The organism is Orenia sp., assembly GCF_055140805.1.
This window is the reverse complement of sequence record NZ_JBSQYM010000131.1, coordinates 1-18,289: the sequence shown is the minus strand read 5'-3', so window position 1 is coordinate 18,289 and position 18,289 is coordinate 1. Positions and strand designations below refer to the sequence as shown.

At 34.8% G+C, this 18,289-nt stretch carries 14 protein-coding genes, 2 pseudogenes and 2 other annotated features; of the genes and pseudogenes, 15 read left to right on the top strand and 1 reads right to left on the bottom strand.

What is annotated here, in order from left to right; all coding sequences use genetic code 11:
• Positions 1–222 precede the first annotated feature (222 nt).
• From ACTCDL_RS12120 to amrA, 3 genes and pseudogenes are all read left to right on the top strand, one after another.
• Complete coding sequence (locus tag ACTCDL_RS12120) at positions 223–366, top strand: hypothetical protein (RefSeq protein ID WP_463176902.1); 144 nt, start codon at positions 223–225, stop codon at positions 364–366.
• Positions 344–791 (top strand): annotated as a pseudogene (tnpA, locus tag ACTCDL_RS12115) (IS200/IS605 family transposase). The gene ACTCDL_RS12120 and the pseudogene tnpA overlap by 23 nt, the downstream one beginning before the upstream one ends.
• 158 nt (positions 792–949) lie before the next feature.
• Positions 950–2,359: an AmmeMemoRadiSam system protein A gene (amrA, locus tag ACTCDL_RS12110; protein ID WP_463176900.1), complete on the top strand. Its 1,410-nt coding sequence runs from the start codon at positions 950–952 to the stop codon at positions 2,357–2,359.
• Positions 2,360–2,526: 167 nt separating this feature from the next.
• Here amrA and ACTCDL_RS12105 read toward each other — a convergent pair whose 3' ends face one another.
• A complete protein-coding gene (locus ACTCDL_RS12105) occupies positions 2,527–3,261 on the bottom strand; it encodes a CPBP family intramembrane glutamic endopeptidase (RefSeq protein ID WP_463176898.1) in 735 nt (244 codons plus the stop codon).
• A 168-nt stretch (positions 3,262–3,429) separates the two neighbouring features.
• Between ACTCDL_RS12105 and ilvD the strand changes: the two genes are divergently transcribed.
• The 12 genes and pseudogenes from ilvD (at position 3,430) to cimA (ending at position 17,933) form a co-directional block, all read left to right on the top strand.
• Positions 3,430–5,088: a dihydroxy-acid dehydratase gene (gene ilvD, locus ACTCDL_RS12100; RefSeq protein WP_463176896.1), complete on the top strand. Its 1,659-nt coding sequence runs from the start codon at positions 3,430–3,432 to the stop codon at positions 5,086–5,088.
• Between the two features lie 204 nt (positions 5,089–5,292).
• Complete coding sequence (locus tag ACTCDL_RS12095; protein WP_463176895.1) at positions 5,293–5,769, top strand: FUSC family protein; 477 nt, start codon at positions 5,293–5,295, stop codon at positions 5,767–5,769.
• 64 nt (positions 5,770–5,833) lie between these two features.
• Positions 5,834–6,122 (top strand) — a binding site (T-box leader).
• Positions 6,123–6,251: 129 nt separating this feature from the next.
• A pseudogene (locus ACTCDL_RS12090) lies at positions 6,252–6,424 on the top strand (thiamine pyrophosphate-dependent enzyme); the annotation flags it as partial.
• Between the two features lie 54 nt (positions 6,425–6,478).
• Entirely contained in the window at positions 6,479–6,937 is a 459-nt protein-coding gene (ilvN, locus tag ACTCDL_RS12085; RefSeq protein ID WP_463176894.1) for an acetolactate synthase small subunit, read from the top strand.
• A gap of 444 nt (positions 6,938–7,381) precedes the next feature.
• Positions 7,382–7,670 (top strand) — a binding site (T-box leader).
• Positions 7,671–8,094: 424 nt separating this feature from the next.
• Complete coding sequence (gene ilvB, locus ACTCDL_RS12080; RefSeq protein ID WP_463176893.1) at positions 8,095–9,786, top strand: biosynthetic-type acetolactate synthase large subunit; 1,692 nt, start codon at positions 8,095–8,097, stop codon at positions 9,784–9,786.
• Positions 9,786–10,265, top strand: coding sequence for an acetolactate synthase small subunit (gene ilvN, locus ACTCDL_RS12075; RefSeq protein ID WP_463176892.1), 480 nt, complete (start codon positions 9,786–9,788; stop codon positions 10,263–10,265). The genes ilvB and ilvN (ACTCDL_RS12075) overlap by 1 nt, the downstream gene beginning before the upstream one ends.
• A gap of 239 nt (positions 10,266–10,504) precedes the next feature.
• Entirely contained in the window at positions 10,505–11,494 is a 990-nt protein-coding gene (gene ilvC, locus ACTCDL_RS12070; RefSeq protein ID WP_463176891.1) for a ketol-acid reductoisomerase, read from the top strand.
• 231 nt (positions 11,495–11,725) lie between these two features.
• Complete coding sequence (locus ACTCDL_RS12065) at positions 11,726–13,228, top strand: 2-isopropylmalate synthase (protein ID WP_463176890.1); 1,503 nt, start codon at positions 11,726–11,728, stop codon at positions 13,226–13,228.
• Between the two features lie 127 nt (positions 13,229–13,355).
• Positions 13,356–14,618, top strand: a complete 1,263-nt coding sequence (leuC, locus tag ACTCDL_RS12060) for a 3-isopropylmalate dehydratase large subunit (RefSeq protein WP_463176889.1) — start codon at positions 13,356–13,358, stop codon at positions 14,616–14,618.
• A 104-nt stretch (positions 14,619–14,722) separates the two neighbouring features.
• Positions 14,723–15,214 carry a 3-isopropylmalate dehydratase small subunit gene (gene leuD, locus ACTCDL_RS12055; RefSeq protein ID WP_463176888.1) on the top strand — a complete coding sequence of 164 codons (492 nt, stop codon included), beginning with the start codon at positions 14,723–14,725 and terminating at the stop codon, positions 15,212–15,214.
• Positions 15,215–15,301: 87 nt separating this feature from the next.
• Positions 15,302–16,357, top strand: coding sequence for a 3-isopropylmalate dehydrogenase (locus ACTCDL_RS12050; protein WP_463176887.1), 1,056 nt, complete (start codon positions 15,302–15,304; stop codon positions 16,355–16,357).
• A 13-nt stretch (positions 16,358–16,370) separates the two neighbouring features.
• Complete coding sequence (gene cimA, locus ACTCDL_RS12045) at positions 16,371–17,933, top strand: citramalate synthase (RefSeq protein WP_463176886.1); 1,563 nt, start codon at positions 16,371–16,373, stop codon at positions 17,931–17,933.
• Positions 17,934–18,289: the final 356 nt, after the last annotated feature.

The following is an 18,289-nucleotide window of genomic DNA, read 5'->3' as shown; positions in this document are numbered from 1 at the left end:
TTTCATTATTTCTGACTTCATAATTTACAATATTATATAATTTAGTAGTATGCCAACTTAATTCTTTAATTATCTCTAATTGCTTGTCATTAAATTTAGGTTTAAACTTAAAAGCTAATCTCATAGTTTCACCTCCTTTACATTGTTATCTGTGTATTTATTATAACATAACATTGACACATAGTCAACTATGTAATATAATTATTTTAGGAGGTGCTTAATATGGCTAGAAAAAATATTAATACTACATTAAAAGAAGAACTATACAAAAAGATTAAGGTATTAGCTATTAAATTAGACAAAAATGCTAATGACTTACTAGAGGAAGGTATGGAATATATCCTTGAAAAATACAAAGACAACTAAGCATAGCAAATACAACATTAATCATCATATTGTCTTTTGTCCCAAGTATAGACACCATATCTTTAAAGATAAGTTAGAATCGGAATTGTTAAGTTGTTTTAGAAAGATTTGTAGCAATTATGGGTATGAACTTATTGAACAAGAAATAATGCCAGACCACGCACATTTATTTATCTCTGCTCCACCAACTGTTGCACCAGTAGATATAGTTAGGAAATTAAAAAGTATATCTGCTAATCATATATTTAAAACTTTTCCTAATTTGAAGAAAGCCAAGTTTTGGGGTAGTGACTGAATTTGTACGAAGAGTTTTTATACTTAAAAACTCGTAGGGTTTATGGAGTAGAGGATATTATATTGGTACAGCTGGAAGTGTATCTTCTGAAACTATCCAAAAGTATATCCAAAATCAAAAGAATATTTAATTTAAAGGTATCGAACCTTAAAATTAAAAGGCTCATTCATCCCCTAAGACAAGCATAAGGGGTTTTCTGAGCCTTTCCTATAAAAATATTAAGATTTAATGTTTTTCAACTTAACTATCAACTATATATCGTGAACTAATAAGAAGGAGTGGTTATCAATGACAGGAGTTGTTTTTTCTGCGTTAACACCCCATCCGCCGATATTAATTCCTGAGATTGGTGGAGATGATGTTCAGCAGATTACTAAGACTCAAGATAGTGTTAGAAAGTTTGCTCAAGAGGTTAAAGATATTAATCCTGATATAATAGTTACTATCAGCCCCCATGGCTCGGTATTTTCTGATGCAGTTAGCATTTTGAGTGCAGAGAATTTATCAGGTAATTTTGGTGATTTTGGACGTGAAGATATAAAGCTTAGTTATCATTTAGCTGAAAAGTTTACTAGTGAGTTAGCTATAGCTGCAAATAAGAATCAGATTACTACGGCAAGAATTGATAAAGCTACAGCTAGAAAGTTAGAAGTTAAGATGGAATTGGATCATGGTGTTCTAGTACCCATGTATTATCTCAATGAGGTGGGTATAAATAAGCCTATAGTTCCAGTTACTATTGGGATGTTATCCTATGAAGAGTTATATACCTTTGGCAAGATAATTCAGCTAGTAGCAGAGAGATTAGAATATAAAGTAGCTGTCATAGCCAGTGGAGACCTATCACACCGTTTAACAACTACTGCACCAGCAGGTTATGATCCTAAAGCTAAGGATTTTGATAAGCGGGTAGTTCATTATCTAGATGCTTTAGAGGTTGAGAATATCTTTGAGATGGATAATCAACTGATTCAACGGGCAGGAGAATGTGGATTACGCCCCTTAACTATGATGTTGGGGGCAATGGATCGCTTAGATGTGGAGGGTGGAGTCTTATCTTATGAAGGCCCTTTTGGCGTAGGATATGCAGTAGCCACCTATCATGTTAAAGGGAAGAAAGAGGAAGTTGGGTTGTTAGATAAATTACATAAAAGAAAGCAGGATAGATTATCACAAATTAGAAGTAATGAAAGTGAAATTGTCAAGTTAGCCAGAAAGTCTGTAGAAGAGTATATCAAGAATAGAGAAGTTATAGATCCACCAGCTCAGCTTGATCCTCAGTTAGCTGGAAGAGGTGGAGTATTTGTTTCAATTAAAAAGAATGGAAATTTGCGAGGATGTATTGGTACTACACAAGCTACTAAGGCTAATTTAGCCTATGAAATTATTTATAATGCTCTTGGAGCTGCCTTTGAAGATCCAAGGTTTGAACCAGTCAATCTTAATGAAATAGATGAGTTAACCTATTCTGTAGATGTTTTGGGAGAAGCAGAGAGCATAGCTAGTATTGAAGAACTAAATCCTGCTAAATATGGAGTTATTGTTAGACAGGATGAAAGAGCCGGATTATTATTACCAGATTTAGAAGGTGTAGATACTGCTAAAAAGCAAGTAGAGATAGCTAAAAGAAAAGCTGGTATTTCAATAGAAGAGGAAGATATAGAGTTAATGAGATTTGAAGTGAAAAGATACATATAAACTAATAATTAATAGTGTGAGTGGCAGTGTGGGTGTGAGTAAGGTCAAAAGCATTTAAAATAATTCAATTCATAATCTCTAACAGTATTTATATATTTTTTTCTCACACTGACTACTTACACTGATACTAAGCTAGAAAGTTTGCCGCTTTCTAGCTTTGATTTACCTTAAAAAGGCCATTTATCAAAAGAGAATAGATATAAACTTAAACTGGCTTGGTAAGTGGCTTGAAAGATAACTGAAGTCACTAGTGAGTCGGTCTTTTCATATAAATAGGTAGTTATGATTGCCACTAAAAGATGAATAACAATTGTTATCAATCTTAAGTCCAAATAGCTAAGGGCATAGTATAAAGTGTTGAGTGTAAACCCTATAATTATTCCATACTCCTTTTTAAAGTGATAATAAATGAATCCGCGATAGAGCAATTCTTTACTAAAGGCTGGAATCAGATAACAGATAAATAGGATGATGAAGTAAATTATACTCAACCTAAAGTCTTCTCCATTATTTATACTGACTATGGAGCCAAGTTTTAAATGTTGATCAGATAAATTAATTATGATTATGCCAAACCAGAAGAAAGAGCTCAACTTTAGACCTAATCTACTATTTTCAATAAAATTTTTAAAGTTAATTCCTATCTCTTGAAAGGATAGCTCATAAACCATAGTAGTGTAATATAGTAAAAAGGAGATAAAGAAGCTACTTCCTATAAACTTAAAGATCATTATATAAAAATTATCTATATAGGGGATATCAAAGGATACATATAATTGAAAGAATAAAATTAGGAAGTGGATTAAATACCAGATTAACTGGGCCTTTATAATCTCTTTTAGGTATAAGTATTTATTCTGATTCTCATTATCTTCAGTAGATTGACGATCTTCTTTGGACATGTTTTATCCCCCTAATTATGATATTATTATGATATCTATTCGCTATATGTAAAAAATTTCCTGCTAAATTCTTATATTGACATTTGAATTAGATAATATTAATTGCTAATAGGTTAAATTTTTGTTAGAATATCTTTAAATAAGAGAATTCTATAAGGAGGAGAGAAGATGAGAAGTAAGCATGTAACTAAAAAGATTGATAAAGCACCACAGAGATCCCTATTTAAAGCTATGGGGTTAACTGATGAAGAACTGGATCAGCCATTGGTAGGAGTTTGTAATTCAGTAAATGAATTGATTCCAGGCCATACTGACTTAGATAAGATAGCTGATGCAGCTAAAGCAGGGATTAGAATGGCTGGAGGAACCCCTTTAGAATTTGGAGCAATCGGTGTTTGTGATGGAATAGCAATGGGACATGAAGGGATGCATTACTCTTTAGCAAGTAGAGAAATTATAGCAGACTCGGTAGAGACTATGGCAAGAGCTCATGCCTTAGATGCTTTAGTTTTAATTCCTAACTGTGACAAGATTGTTCCAGGAATGTTAATGGCAGCTGCTAGATTAAATATTCCAACGGTAGTAGTTAGTGGTGGAGCAATGTTAGCAGGAAGACATAAAGGAAAAGATATCGATTTAAATACAGTATTTGAAAGTGTAGCATCATATAAAGTAGATAAGATATCGGAAGCAGAGTTATTGGAAGTAGAGAATAGTGCATGTCAGACCTGTGGTTCTTGTTCTGGGATGTTTACAGCAAACTCTATGAATTGTTTAACAGAAATTCTAGGGTTAGGTCTACCTGGTAATGGTACAATCCCTGCAGTGTATGCAGATAGGATCAGATTAGCAAAATATGCTGGTATTCAAGTAATGGAGATGTTTGAAAAGGGTATCAGACCTTTAGATATGTTAACAGAAAAATCCTTTGAGAATGCTCTAAAGGTAGATATGGCTTTAGGATGTTCAACTAATACAGCTTTACATTTACCAGCTATTGCTTATGAAGCAGGAATTGAACTTGATTTAGAATTAATCAACAAATATAAAAAGGAAGTTCCCCATATCTGTAGCTTAGCACCAGCAGGAAGCCATCATATTCAAGATTTACATGAGGCAGGAGGAATCCCAGCGGTAATGAAGGTCTTAAGTGAGGAGGGAATCCTTAATGAAGATTTAATTACTGTAACAGGAAAGACTATTAAAGAGAACTTAGCAAATGCTAGAGTCTTAGATAAAGATGTAATTAGAGACTTTGCTACTGCTTATCATGCTGAAGGTGGATTATCATTCTTAAAGGGTAATTTAGCTCCAGATGGTTCTGTAGTTAAGCAAGCTGCAGTAGCAGATGAGATGTTAGTTCATGAAGGACCAGCAAGGGTATTTGATGCTGAGCAAGATGCAGTTGCAGCTATTCATAATGGAAATATTAATCCGGGAGATGTAGTTGTAATCAGATATGAAGGTCCTAAGGGTGGACCAGGGATGAGAGAAATGTTGACCCCTACCTCAGCAATTGCAGGTGTTGGTTTAGATAAAGAGGTAGCCTTAATTACTGATGGACGTTTCTCAGGAGCTACTAGAGGAGCTGCTATTGGTCACGTCTCACCAGAAGCGATGGAAGGTGGACCAATGGCTATTGTTGAAGAAGGAGATATTATTCAGATAGATATCCCTAATGGAAAATTAGATATTAAGTTAAGTGATGAAGAGATTCAAGCTAGATTAGCCAAGTGGGAAGCGCCAGAGCCTAAGATTAAGACTGGATACTTATCCCGTTATGCTAGATTGGTTACGTCAGCTAGCACAGGTGCAGTGTTTAAATAAAAAAGGCCCTTAAGGGCCTTTTTTATTTAAACTACTATATTAAATCTGGAATCTATCAATTTATATCAGGTTATTTCTATTTAAAATAATTCTGCTAAATACTATATTGACAAATCTTTAGGTAAATGATAAACTTTATTTTAAAAATCTAGTAATATAAAATAATTATTCTAAAATTTATAATATTCTAAGGTGGTATTAGCAATGTATAAAAAATCCTTTAAAGTTGCATTAGCGGTAGTTTTATCTATTAGTGTAGGAAAATTATTAAATATTGAGTCGCCCTTTTATGCTGCTATAGCCTCTGTTATCACAATAGGAACTGGATTTGGTGATAGTCTAGAATCTGCTAAAAATAGAATGGTTGGAACCTTTATAGGTGCAATTATAGGGATAATCTTTGCAACCTTAGATCAAGGTAATATAATATTATGTGGAATTGGTATTTTTATAACTGTATTAGTATGTCAGAGATTCAATTGTAGTAAATCTATTAATATAGCTTGTATAGTCTTTATAGCTATAATGGTGAATTTATATGATTATGTAACCCCTTTTTACTATAGTATCTATAGGTTGGCAGATACTTTATTGGGAGTTACAATATCTACTTTAATAAATTATGTGCTCTTTATCCATAGAGGTTTAAAAACAGATAGTGATATTTCCTTGAAGGGATAGAGAATAAACCTCTTGACAAATATAGATAACTAACATATACTATCTATTAAACAACATACATTCTTTAAAGGTTATGATAGGGAGGGAAATAATTTTTAGGATTACAGAGAGTCGGGGTAGCTGAGAGCCGATATCTGAAGGATTATTTTTGTAGCCCTTGAACTGCAAAATTGAAAGGAAATTCTAAGTAGGTTTTGCCGGAATCCTGATTTTTAGGAGACAGCATCCGTTATCATATGCTGGAGTATAAATTGTACTAGATTATTTAGTATGAGAGTACTTATTGAGACTACTATTTTTAAGATAGTGGTGAATTTGGGTGGTACCACGTGAGAAGACCTCTCGTCCCAATTAATGGAGATAATCCATTGATTGAGATGAGGGGTTTTTTATATTATATGATAAAAAATAAAATGGTTAGTAGTTAGTAGAGTAGTGTTAACCACTTATAAAAAATGAGTAGAGAGTAGGAAGGAGTTGCTAATAAGGATAGTATAGTTTTTGCTTTAGCAGGTGATGGAAGCTAAGCTTTCAGATGAATGTCCAAGAGTTAGCCACAGTAGCTAAGAATAAACTACCATTAAATATTGCCATCTTTAATAATGGATATTTAGGGATGGTAAGGCAGTGGCAAGAGATGTTCTTTGCCAGAAGAACATTGCTCAGTGACAACACCTGAGTTTGTTAAATTGGTAGAAGTTGAGGAATAATGAAGTGTACATTTTCAGTGTTAGTAGCTAATGAGTTTGGAGTCTTAGCTAGAATAGGTTTTAATATTGAGAGTTTATCAGTTGCTAAGACAGATAATGGTGATATATCTAGGATAACTTTAGTAGTAGAAGGAAATGATAGATTTTTAGAACAGTTGACTAAACAATTAAATAAGTTGATTGTTGTCCATAAGGTCAGTGATTTGACTAAAGAATCAGTTGTTAGTAGAAGTTTGGCTCTAATTAAGGTCAAAGCAACTGCAACAACTCGATCTGAGATTATGCAGATTGTAGATATCTTTAGAGGAAAGATTGTAGATGTAGCTTCTAATTCAATTATGGTTGAAATCACTGGTAATGAAGATGAGATTACTGCAATTGAAGAGTTATTAAGACCTTTTGGGATTAAAGAGCTAGTTAGAACTGGTAAGATAGCAATGGCAAGAGGCAAGAAATAATTGATAAGATTAAAGCAAGGCTTAATGAGGATTAAGAACTTTTCAAGTAATATGCATTGAGCAGTAGGAGTTAGGATTTAGCTAACCCCTAACTCCTAACTTTCAAAGCATTGTAATGTCTATTAATAATGTTATGCTTATCTTAACTTGGTATAATGGGATAGTTTCTTTTATTAAGATATCATAGATATTTTTCTAATAAATGCCTTGACAAAGGTTAGAAAGTACACTATACTAATTACTAATAAAACACAATATAAAAAAAGCAAAGAAAGGGAATGAAGTAATGGAGTAGATTACAGAGAATCGGGATAGCTGAGAACCGATATCTAGGAAATTATTTCTCTCACCCTAGAGCTGTAAAATTGAACAGAATTACTTAAAAAATTCTTGACAATGAATTAAGTATAATTTATAATTTATAACAAGAATTGAAGATTTAGCAAAAAAGCTAGGAAAGGGAAAGTAAATAGTGTATTAGCTATTAGAGCGAACTGGGTTAGGTGGGAGCCAGGATAGGATATACTTTTGAAAATCACCCTGGAGCTGCAAGCTGAAAGGTAATTCCAAGTAAGTTTTGCCGGAGTCCTAAATTATTTAGGAAACAGCATCCGTTATCATGTGCTGGAGTATGGAACATACTTTTGGTATGTAAGTACTTATTGAGATTACTATTGTGAGATAGTAATGAATTTGGGTGGTACCGCGCGAGTCAAAACCTCTCGTCCCAATTAATAGAGTTAGTCTGTTGATTGAGATGAGGGGTTTTTTGTATATAACTTACTAGCTAGAGTTAAATAGATAGTAAAGAGGGATTAATAGAAGAGATAGAATATAAGTAGTGATAGATGAAAAGTGAGTAGAAATAATAGTAGAGTATATAGTAGTAGATAAGGTCTGGCTTAAAAGCTATTAGTAATAGTATTTTAGTCTGAGTAATAGATTATAAAAGTAGTTAGTAGCAAGGAGAATAATAGCATAAATTACCTAGGGACGAGTATACCCAGAAACGATTGGTAATTTATTCAAACTCCAAGTTGCTATACTTGGGGTTTTTTACTAACTAAAATTATTTGAGTTAAAAAGATTATAATCATCAATCTTATTTTAGCTCTAAATTAAGTAGGAGAGAAGTAATCATAAAGGAGTGATTTAGAGTGGGATCATTAACAGGAGCTCAAATCTTTGTAGAGTCCCTTTATAAAGAAGGGGTAGAGACGATTTTTGGTTATCCTGGTGGAGCAGTCTTACCTATTTATGATGTTTTATATGATGCTAAGTTTGAACATATAATGCCTCATCATGAACAAGGGGGTATCCATGCAGCAGATGGCTATGCTCGTTCTAGTGGTAAAGTGGGGGTCTGTATTGCCACTTCTGGTCCAGGAGCAACCAATTTAGTAACGGGATTAGCTACAGCTTATATGGACTCTGTACCAATTGTTGCTTTTACTGGTCAGGTACCTAGAGCGATGTTAGGAACTGATGCCTTTCAAGAAGCAGATATTACAGGGATTACAACACCAATTACTAAGCATAATTACTTAGTTCAAGATGTTAAAGAGTTATCCAGAATTATTAAAGAGGCCTTCCATATTGCTAGAACTGGAAGACCAGGACCTGTTTTAATAGATATACCAAAAGATGTTTTACAAGAAGAGGCAGAGTTTGTATATCCAGATAATATTAACCTACCAGGTTATAAGCCAAATTATGATGGACATGAGTTACAGATTAAAGAGGCAGCCAAGGCAATCAATCAATCCAAGAACCCAGTCATTTATTCTGGTGGAGGTGTTATCATCTCAGAAGCAAGTAATGAACTACGCAAGCTGTCTAAGAAAGGGAATATTCCAGTGACTACTACCTTAACAGGGCTTGGAGCCTTTAACGAAAGAGATAAATTAAGTTTAGGAATGCTAGGAATGCATGGTACTACTGAAGCGAATCTGGCTATATCTAATGCAGATTTATTGATAGCAATTGGAGCAAGGTTTGATGATAGGGTTACAGGAAGGCTTGATAGTTTTGCTAAAGATGCTAAGGTCATTCATATCGATATTGATCCAGCCGAGGTAGGTAAGAGAAAAATTGTTGATATTCCTATAGTTGGAGATGTTAAGAGGATACTGACTGTCCTAAATAAGATGGTTGATAAGAAGGATAGAAAGAAATGGTTAGCGTTAATTGACAATTGGCGTAAGTTAGATGAAATGAGCCATGCTAAGAAGGATAAGAAGAAGTTATCTCCTAAGGAGATTATTGAGGCAATAGATGAGTTAACCAAGGGTGAAGCCTTAATCACTACTGAAGTAGGGCAACATCAGATGTGGGCAGCTCAATTCTATAAATATACTAAGCCTAGAAGCTTTATGACCTCTGGAGGTTTGGGAACGATGGGATATGGCTTCCCTGCTGCTGTAGGAGTCCAAAGCTTTCAGATGAATGTCCAAGAGTTAGCCACAGTAGCTAAGAATAAACTACCATTAAATATTGCCATCTTTAATAATGGATATTTAGGGATGGTAAGACAGTGGCAAGAGATGTTCTATGATAGAAGATATTCCTCAGTCTGTTTGAAGATGCAGGAGAGCTGTCCTCCAGGGTGTTCTTCACCAGGTGATCATTGTCCAGTGACAACACCTGACTTTGTTAAATTGGCAGAAGCTTATGGAATTAAGGCTAAGAGAATAACAAAGGCAGAAGAGATAAGACCAGCATTAGAGGAAGCAATCAATAGCCCTCAACCTTACTTACTAGACTTTATTATAGAAGAGGAAGAGAATGTATTCCCGATGGTACCACCAGGTGGTAGCTTAGATAATATGGTCTTAAAGGAGGAGGAATAATGAAGCATACAGTTTCAGTGTTAGTAGCTAATGAGTCTGGAGTCTTAGCTAGAATAGCTAGCTTATTTAGTAGAAGAGGCTTTAATATTGAGAGTTTATCTGTTGGTAGGACAGATAATGATGATATATCTAGGATCACCTTAGTAGTAGAAGGAAATGATAGAGTTTTAGAACAGTTGACTAAACAATTAAATAAGCTAATTGTTGTCTATAAAATCAGTGATTTAACCCAAGAGTCAGTTGTCGGTAGGGGGTTAGCCTTAATTAAGGTTAAAGCTACTGCAACAACTAGATCTGAGATTATGCAGATAGTAGATATCTTTAGAGGAAAGATTGTAGATGTATCTACAGATTCAGTTATGGTTGAAATTACTGGTGATGAAGATAAGATTACTGCAATTGAAGAGTTATTAAGACCATTTGGAATTAAAGAGCTAGTTAGAACTGGTAAGATAGCCATGGCGAGAGGGAAGAAGTAAATCAGTTGATAGAGTATAGTTGACAGTTGATAGTTCAGTTCAAAAGTTTTAAAAATCATTAAAATGATTTTTAAATTATTGATATATAATAGAGAATTAGATATATAAATTTAAATATATGTTTATTTATAAACAATATATAGATAAAGGTTGGTGGTTTACTCTGTGTAGTTTTTATGATTTTAACTATACACTATACACTATCAACTATAAACTAAAAATTTGAGGAGATGAGAAGAATGGTAAAAATGTATTATAATGAAGATGCTGATTTAAAAGTTTTAGAAGGAAAGAAGATTGCGGTTATTGGTTATGGTAGCCAAGGTCATGCTCAAGCTCAGAATATGAGAGATGCTGGACTAGATGTAATCATTGGTCAAAGAAAAGGTGGAGCTAGTTACGAGAAAGCAGTAGCAGATGGATTTGAAGTAGTGACAGCTGCAGAGGCTGCAAAAGCAGCAGATGTAATTCAAGTTTTACTGCCAGATGAAATTCAAAAGAAGGTTTATTACAATGATATTGAACCAAATTTAGAGGCTGGTAATGCTTTAGTATTTTCTCATGGATTTAATATTCACTATGGTCAAATCGTACCACCTGCAGATGTAGATGTATATATGGTTGCTCCTAAAGGTCCAGGACACTTAGTAAGAAGAGTTTATACTGAAGGTTTTGGTGTTCCAGCATTGATTGCTATCTATCAAGATGCTACTGGTAATGCTAAGGACTTTGCATTGGCTCATGCTAAAGGTGTAGGTGGTACTAGAGCAGGTGTAATTGAGACTACATTTAAAGAAGAGACTGAAACAGATTTATTCGGTGAGCAAGCAGTATTATGTGGTGGAGTAACTGAGCTTATTAGATCTGGATTTGAAACTTTAGTAGATGCTGGTTATAAGCCTGAAATTGCTTACTTTGAATGTTTACATGAGATGAAATTAATCGTTGACTTGATTTATGAGGGTGGTATTGCTAATATGAGAGATTCAATCTCTGATACTGCTGAATATGGAGATTTAATTGCTGGAAAGCAGGTTATCAATGATAAATCAAGAGAGGCTATGAAGAAATTACTTACTGATATTCAAGAGGGAGAATTTGCTAAACAATGGCTACTTGAGAATCAAGTTGGTCGTCCAGGATATAATAGAAAGAAAGCTATCGATGAGGATCATTTAATTGAGAAGGTTGGAGCAGAGTTAAGATCTAAAATGAATTATCTTGATTAATTTTTAGTGTGAGTAGCGAGTGTGGGTGTGAATTTAGTATAAATATATTCATCTAACTTTGTAATATGATTTAGGAATCTGTTGTCAGGAATCAGTAAACTGTATTTAACAGGAGGCTGATTCCCGATAACTAAAATATTACTTGAATTATTAAATTTTATTTTATAGTTTGAATATTTTATGCTCACACTCATCACACACACTCACACAAAATAGAGTGAGGTGAGTTTTATGGCTATTAAAATCTTTGATACTACTTTGCGTGATGGTGAGCAGTCACCAGGAGTCAGTTTGAGTGTTAAGGAGAAGTTGGAGATTGCTAAGCAGTTGGCAAAGTTAGAGGTAGATGTGATTGAAGCGGGATTCCCTATTGCTTCAGAAGGAGACTTTAAGGGAGTTCAGAAGATAGCCCAAGAAGTTAAAGGTCCAGTAATTGCTGGATTAGCTAGAGCCACTAAGCAGGATATTGATAGAGCTGGAGAAGCACTTAAGGATGCACAAAAGCCAAGAATTCATACCTTTATAGCTACTTCACCTGTTCATATGAAGTATAAATTACAGAAATCACCACAAGAGGTTTTGGAGAGTGCTGTTGAAGCTGTAAAGTATGCCAAGACATATACTGATGATGTGGAGTTTTCAGCAGAGGATGCTTTTAGAAGTGATAAGGATTTCTTGTGTGAGGTCTTTGAAGCAGTAATTGCTGCTGGAGCAACTACAATTAATATTCCAGATACAGTAGGTTATGCTACTCCTTTAGAATTTGGTGGACTTATAAAATATATTAAAGATAATGTAGCTAATATTGATCAAGCTGTAATTAGTGTTCATTGCCATAATGATTTAGGTTTGGCAGTTGCAAACTCATTAGCAGCTATTGAGAATGGAGCTAAGCAGATTGAATGTGCTGTAAATGGTATTGGTGAAAGAGCAGGTAATACTGCCTTAGAAGAGGTTGCTTTAGCGCTGAATACCCGTTATGATTACTTTGATAAACAGAGTAATTTAAATTTGAAAGAGATTGCTCGTACCAGTAGGTTGGTTAGCCATCTAACTGGTATGGAGATTCAACCCAATAAAGCCATTGTTGGTAAGAATGCCTTTGCTCACGAATCTGGTATTCACCAAGATGGTGTAATTAAAGAGAGAACCACTTATGAAATTATGGATGCAACAACTATTGGATTAGAGGAGAATAAAATTGTTCTTGGAAAGCACTCAGGACGCCATGCCTTTAGACAGAAGCTAGAGGAATTGGGCTATGAATTGAGTCAGGAAGAATTAAATTCTGCCTTCAAAAAATTCAAAGATTTAGCAGATAAGAAAAAAGAGATTACTGGTTTTGATTTAGAAGCTATTATGGAAGATGAAATCAGCCAAGTTGATCAAGTTTATCAGATAAATCTTCTACAAGTAACAAGTAGTCCTGGTCTAGCTACTGCTACAGTTCAGCTAGAAAAGGATGAAGAGAAGATTAATGAGAGTGCTTGTTCTGAAGGTGGACCAATTGATGCTATCTATGAGGCGATGAATCGGATAACAGGTCTAAATTGTAAGCTGGCTGATTATCAGATAGATTCGGTAACTAGTGGTAAGGATGCTTTAGGTGAGGTAATTGTTAAGTTAGAACATCAAGATAAGCTGTATGTTGGTAGAGGTATTAGTACAGATATAATTGAAGCTAGTGCTAGAGCTTATAATAATGCGATGAATAAAATATTATCGAAAAACTGAATGTACAGTTGATAGTTGACAATTGACAGTTAAGTTCAAAACCATTTAAAACATAAGGTTTTAATATTTTAACTGTAAACTGTATACTGTAAACTGTCAACTAAATAAGTTGAGGAGGCGAGAAGTTATGGGAATGACAATGGTAGAGAAGATATTAGCAGCTCATGCTGGTAAAGATAAAGTAAAACCTGGAGAGTTGGTAAATGCAAAGTTAGATTTGGTTTTAGGAAATGATGTAACTACTCCAGTAGCAGTTAAGGAGTTTAAGAAGATAGGTATTGAAAATGTTTTTGATAAAGAGAGAATAGCAATTGTGCCAGATCATTTTGTTCCTAATAAAGATATCAATTCAGCAGAACAGGTGAAGATGATTAGAGAATTTGCTAATGAAAAAGAGATTAAGAACTTCTTTGAATTAGGAGAGATGGGAATTGAACACTGCTTATTACCTGAAAAAGGTTTAGTTGTTCCCGGAGATATTGTTATTGGTGCAGATTCACATACATGTACTTATGGTGCTTTAGGTGCTTTAGCTACAGGAATTGGAAGTACTGATATGGCAGCGGGTATGGCTACAGGTGAAGCATGGTTTAAGGTTCCAGAGACTATCAAGTTTGTTTATAAAGGTGAACTACAAAAATGGGTTAGTGGTAAGGACTTAATCCTTTATACAATCGGTGATATTGGTGTAGATGGTGCTTTATATAAAGCTATGGAATTTACAGGGCCAGTAATTGAAAACTTGTCTATGGATAATAGATTTACTATGTCCAATATGGCTATCGAAGCTGGTGGAAAGTGTGGATTGATCGAAGCTGATGAGATTACTTTAGAGTATGTTAAAGATAGAGCTCAACGTGAGTGGACAGTATATAAGAGTGATGAAGATGCAGAGTATGCTCAAGTCATCGAGTATGATGTGACAAATATCGAGCCTCAAGTAGCTTTCCCTCATTTACCAGAGAATACAAGAGGAATCAGTGAAGTAGGAGATATTAAGATTGACCAATCTGTAATCGGTTCTTGTACTAATGGAAGAATTGAAGATTTAAGAGTTGCTGCAGAGATCTTAAAAGGTAAGAAGAAGGCTGATCATGTAAGATTAATTATCTTCCCTGGTACTCAAGAGATTTATAAGCAAGCAATGAAAGAAGGATTAATCGAAATCTTTATCGATGCTGGAGCAGCTGTAAGTACTCCAACTTGTGGACCTTGTTTAGGAGGCCATATGGGTATCTTAGCTAAAGGTGAAAGATCAATTGCTACAACCAATCGTAACTTTGTTGGTCGTATGGGTCACCCTGAGAGTGAAGTTTACTTATCAAATCCAGCAGTAGCAGCAGCTTCTGCAATTGCAGGTAAGATTGTTAGTCCAGAAGAAGTTCTTTAAAAAGCAGTGAGTAGTGACGAGTGATGAGCAACGAGACACAGACATTGACACTCGCACTGACAAAATAAAAATTTATTGAAGTATCAGAGGAGGAAAGTAGAATTATGGAGATTAAAGGTAAAGTGTGGAAGTATGGTAATGATGTAGATACAGATGTAATTATTCCAGCTAGATATTTAAATACATCAGATCCTAAGAAATTGGCTGAACATTGTATGGAGGATATTGATGATACTTTTGCTGCTAATGTAGAGCAAGGTGATATTATTGTAGCTGAAGATAATTTTGGTTGTGGAAGCTCCCGTGAGCATGCTCCAATCTCAATTAAAGCAGCAGGAGTATCAGCAGTAATTGCGAACTCTTTTGCTCGTATCTTCTTTAGAAATGCAATCAATATTGGTCTTCCTATCTTAGAATGTCCAGAAGCAGTGGCTGGAATTGATAAGGGAGATGAAGTAGAGATAGATGTGGATTCTGGAGTAATCAAGAATATAACTAAAGGAACTGAGTTCCAAGCTGAACCATTCCCAGCATTTATGCAAGAGATTATTGATGCAGGTGGATTAGTAAATTACGTAAAAGCAAAGGCAAATTAATAATTTGTAGGGGTTGGTTGCGACCAACCCGTACATTTGTATTCAGATATAAGAAAGTTTAAAAAGTATAGAGAAGGAGAGAAGACAATGAGTAAAAAGAGAATAGCTGTAATCGGTGGAGATGGAATCGGTCCAGAGGTAACTAAACAGGGTGTTAAGGTATTAGAGAAGTTAAGTACAATTACAGATTTAGCTTTTGAATTTGAAAACTTTAATGTAGGTGCTGACCATTATTTAGAGACTGGAGATTTAGTAACTGATGAGGTTAAGGCTGACTTAACAAGTTTTGATGCTATCTATCTAGGAGCTGTAGGAGACCCTAGAGTTAAGCCTGGTGTTTTAGAGCATGGAATCTTATTGGATTTACGTTTTTCTTTAGATCAATACATCAACCTTCGTCCAATTAAATTATTAGATTCTAAATTTACTCCATTAAAGGATAAAGGACCTAAAGATATCGATATGATGATTGTTCGTGAGAATACAGAGGGTCTTTATGCTGGAGTAGGTGGTTTCTTTAAGAAAGGAACTAAGGATGAGGTAGCTACTCAAGAGATGATTAATACTTATAAGGGTGTAGAGCGAGTTATCCGTTATGCTTATGAGTATGCTCAAAAGCGTAATAAAGAAAACAAGTTAACTTTATGCGATAAGAGTAATGTATTAACTTATTCTCACGACTTATGGCAGAGAGTATTCAAAGAGGTTGGAGAGAAATATCCTAAGGTAAATCAACATCATATGTTAGTTGATGCTATGACTATGAAGATGGTTAGAAATCCAGAAATCTTTGATGTAGTAGTTACTTGCAACATGTTTGGAGATATTATCACTGACTTAGGTGCAGAGATTCAAGGTGGAATGGGAATGGCTGTATCAGGTAATATCAATCCAGAAGGTGTATCTATGTTTGAGCCAGTTCACGGTTCTGCTCCAGATATTGCAGGTCAAAACAAGGCTAATCCATTAGCAGCATTATTAGCAGCAGCGATGATGGTTGAGGTTTTAGGAAATCCTAAAGAGGCTCAAATGATTCAAAAAGCGATCGATTTATCATTAGCAGAGAATCAAACTACTGTTGATATGGGTGGAAAATTAACTACTGACGGAGTAGGGGATTACATCTGTAGTGTTCTAGGATAGGAGGTGTATATTAATGGTAAAGATTTATGATACTACCTTACGTGACGGAAGTCAAAGAGAGGGTATCTCCTATTCTACAGAAGATAAATTAAATATTACTAAGAAATTAGATGAATTAGGTATTGATTATATAGAAGGTGGTTGGCCTGGTTCCAACCCTAAGGATATTGAGTATTTCAATAAAGTACAGGAGTTAAAGCTTGAAAATGCTAAGATAGCTGCTTTTGGTAGTACCCGCAGAGCCAATATTAAAGCAGAGGAAGATAAGAATTTGAATGCTATTTTAGAGTCTGGAGTCAAAGTTGCTACAATCTTTGGCAAGACATGGGATCTACATGTGACTCAAGCTCTAAAGACTACTTTAGAAGAGAACTTGAATATGATTGAAAGCTCTGTGGCTTATCTGAAGAGTAAAGGCTTAGAGGTCAACTTTGATGCTGAGCATTTCTTTGATGGTTATGAGGCTAATTCTGAATATGCTACTAAGGTCTTGTTAGCTGCCCAAAAGGGTGGAGCAGATACCTTAGTTTTATGTGATACTAATGGTGGGACAATGCCTTTTAGAGTAAAAGAGATTATAAGCAAGATTAAAGAAGAGATTACTATACCTTTAGGAATTCATGCTCATAATGATACTGAGTTAGCGGTAGCTAATTCTCTAACTGCTTATGAAGCAGGGGCGGTACAGATTCAAGGCACTATCAATGGCTATGGAGAAAGATGTGGTAACGCCAATTTATCCTCAATTATGCCTAATTTAAAATTAAAATATAATGAAGATTTTATAACTGGTGAACAACTATCTAAGATTACAGAGGTGTCTCGTTATGTTAGTGAGGTGGCCAATTTAACCCCTCCTACTCATAATCCTTATGTTGGGGATAGTGCCTTTGCTCACAAGGGTGGAATTCATGTCAGTGCTATCTTAAGAGATTCTAAAACCTATGAACATATTAGACCAGAGCTAGTAGGAAATAAGCAGAGAGTCCTTGTTTCTGAATTATCTGGTAAGAGCAATCTGGTATACAAGGCCCAAGAGCTTGGTATTAATATCGAAGAAGAGAGTACAGATTTAAGAGCTGTTTTAGATAGAATTAAAGATTTAGAGCATCAGGGCTATCATTTTGAAGGTGCTGAAGCCTCTTTTGAACTATTAGTAGAGAAGGCAACAGGAAGATATACAAAGCTCTTTGAATTAGAAGGAGTTAGAATTATCACCGAAAAGTCTGAGGATAAGAGTCCTTTATCAGAGGCTACTATCAAGGTTAAGGTTAATGGAGAGAGAGTCCATACAGCAGCAGAAGGTGATGGACCAGTTAATGCTCTTGATGGTGCTTTACGTAAGGCGCTCATTAGTTTCTATCCTGAGCTTAAAGATATTCACTTAATAGACTACAAGGTTAGAGTCTTAGAAGGCAATGAAGGAACTTCCGCTAAGGTTAGGGTATTGATTGAATCTACTGATGGTCAGCAGACTTGGGGTACTGTTGGGGCTTCAACTAATATCATCGAAGCCAGTTGGCAGGCCTTAGTGGATAGTATCGAGTATGGAATTAAGCTTAATAAAATTAATTAAAGTTCAAAACTTTGGTTTGGAAAAAGACTGTCATACACGGAAGGTTTACGTATTTTGTAAACCTGTAGGGACAGTATAGAATATGGTATAAAGTTAAAAAAGGAAGATTAGAGCTCAATATTTTGAAATTAAATTTAATCAAAAAGCTAGATATATTCTCAAGAATATATCTAGCTTTTTGATTATTACCTTGTAATTTATTACAAAAAGATTAGGGAGGAGGTTATATAAATTTAATTCTTTGACAAAATTTGATCTATATATACGGCGAAAAAGAATCATTAGCCACAGTGTTTTAACCTGTGGCGATATTATGAGTTCTACAGAAGCTACGGGTTAAAATCCGTAGCTAATTG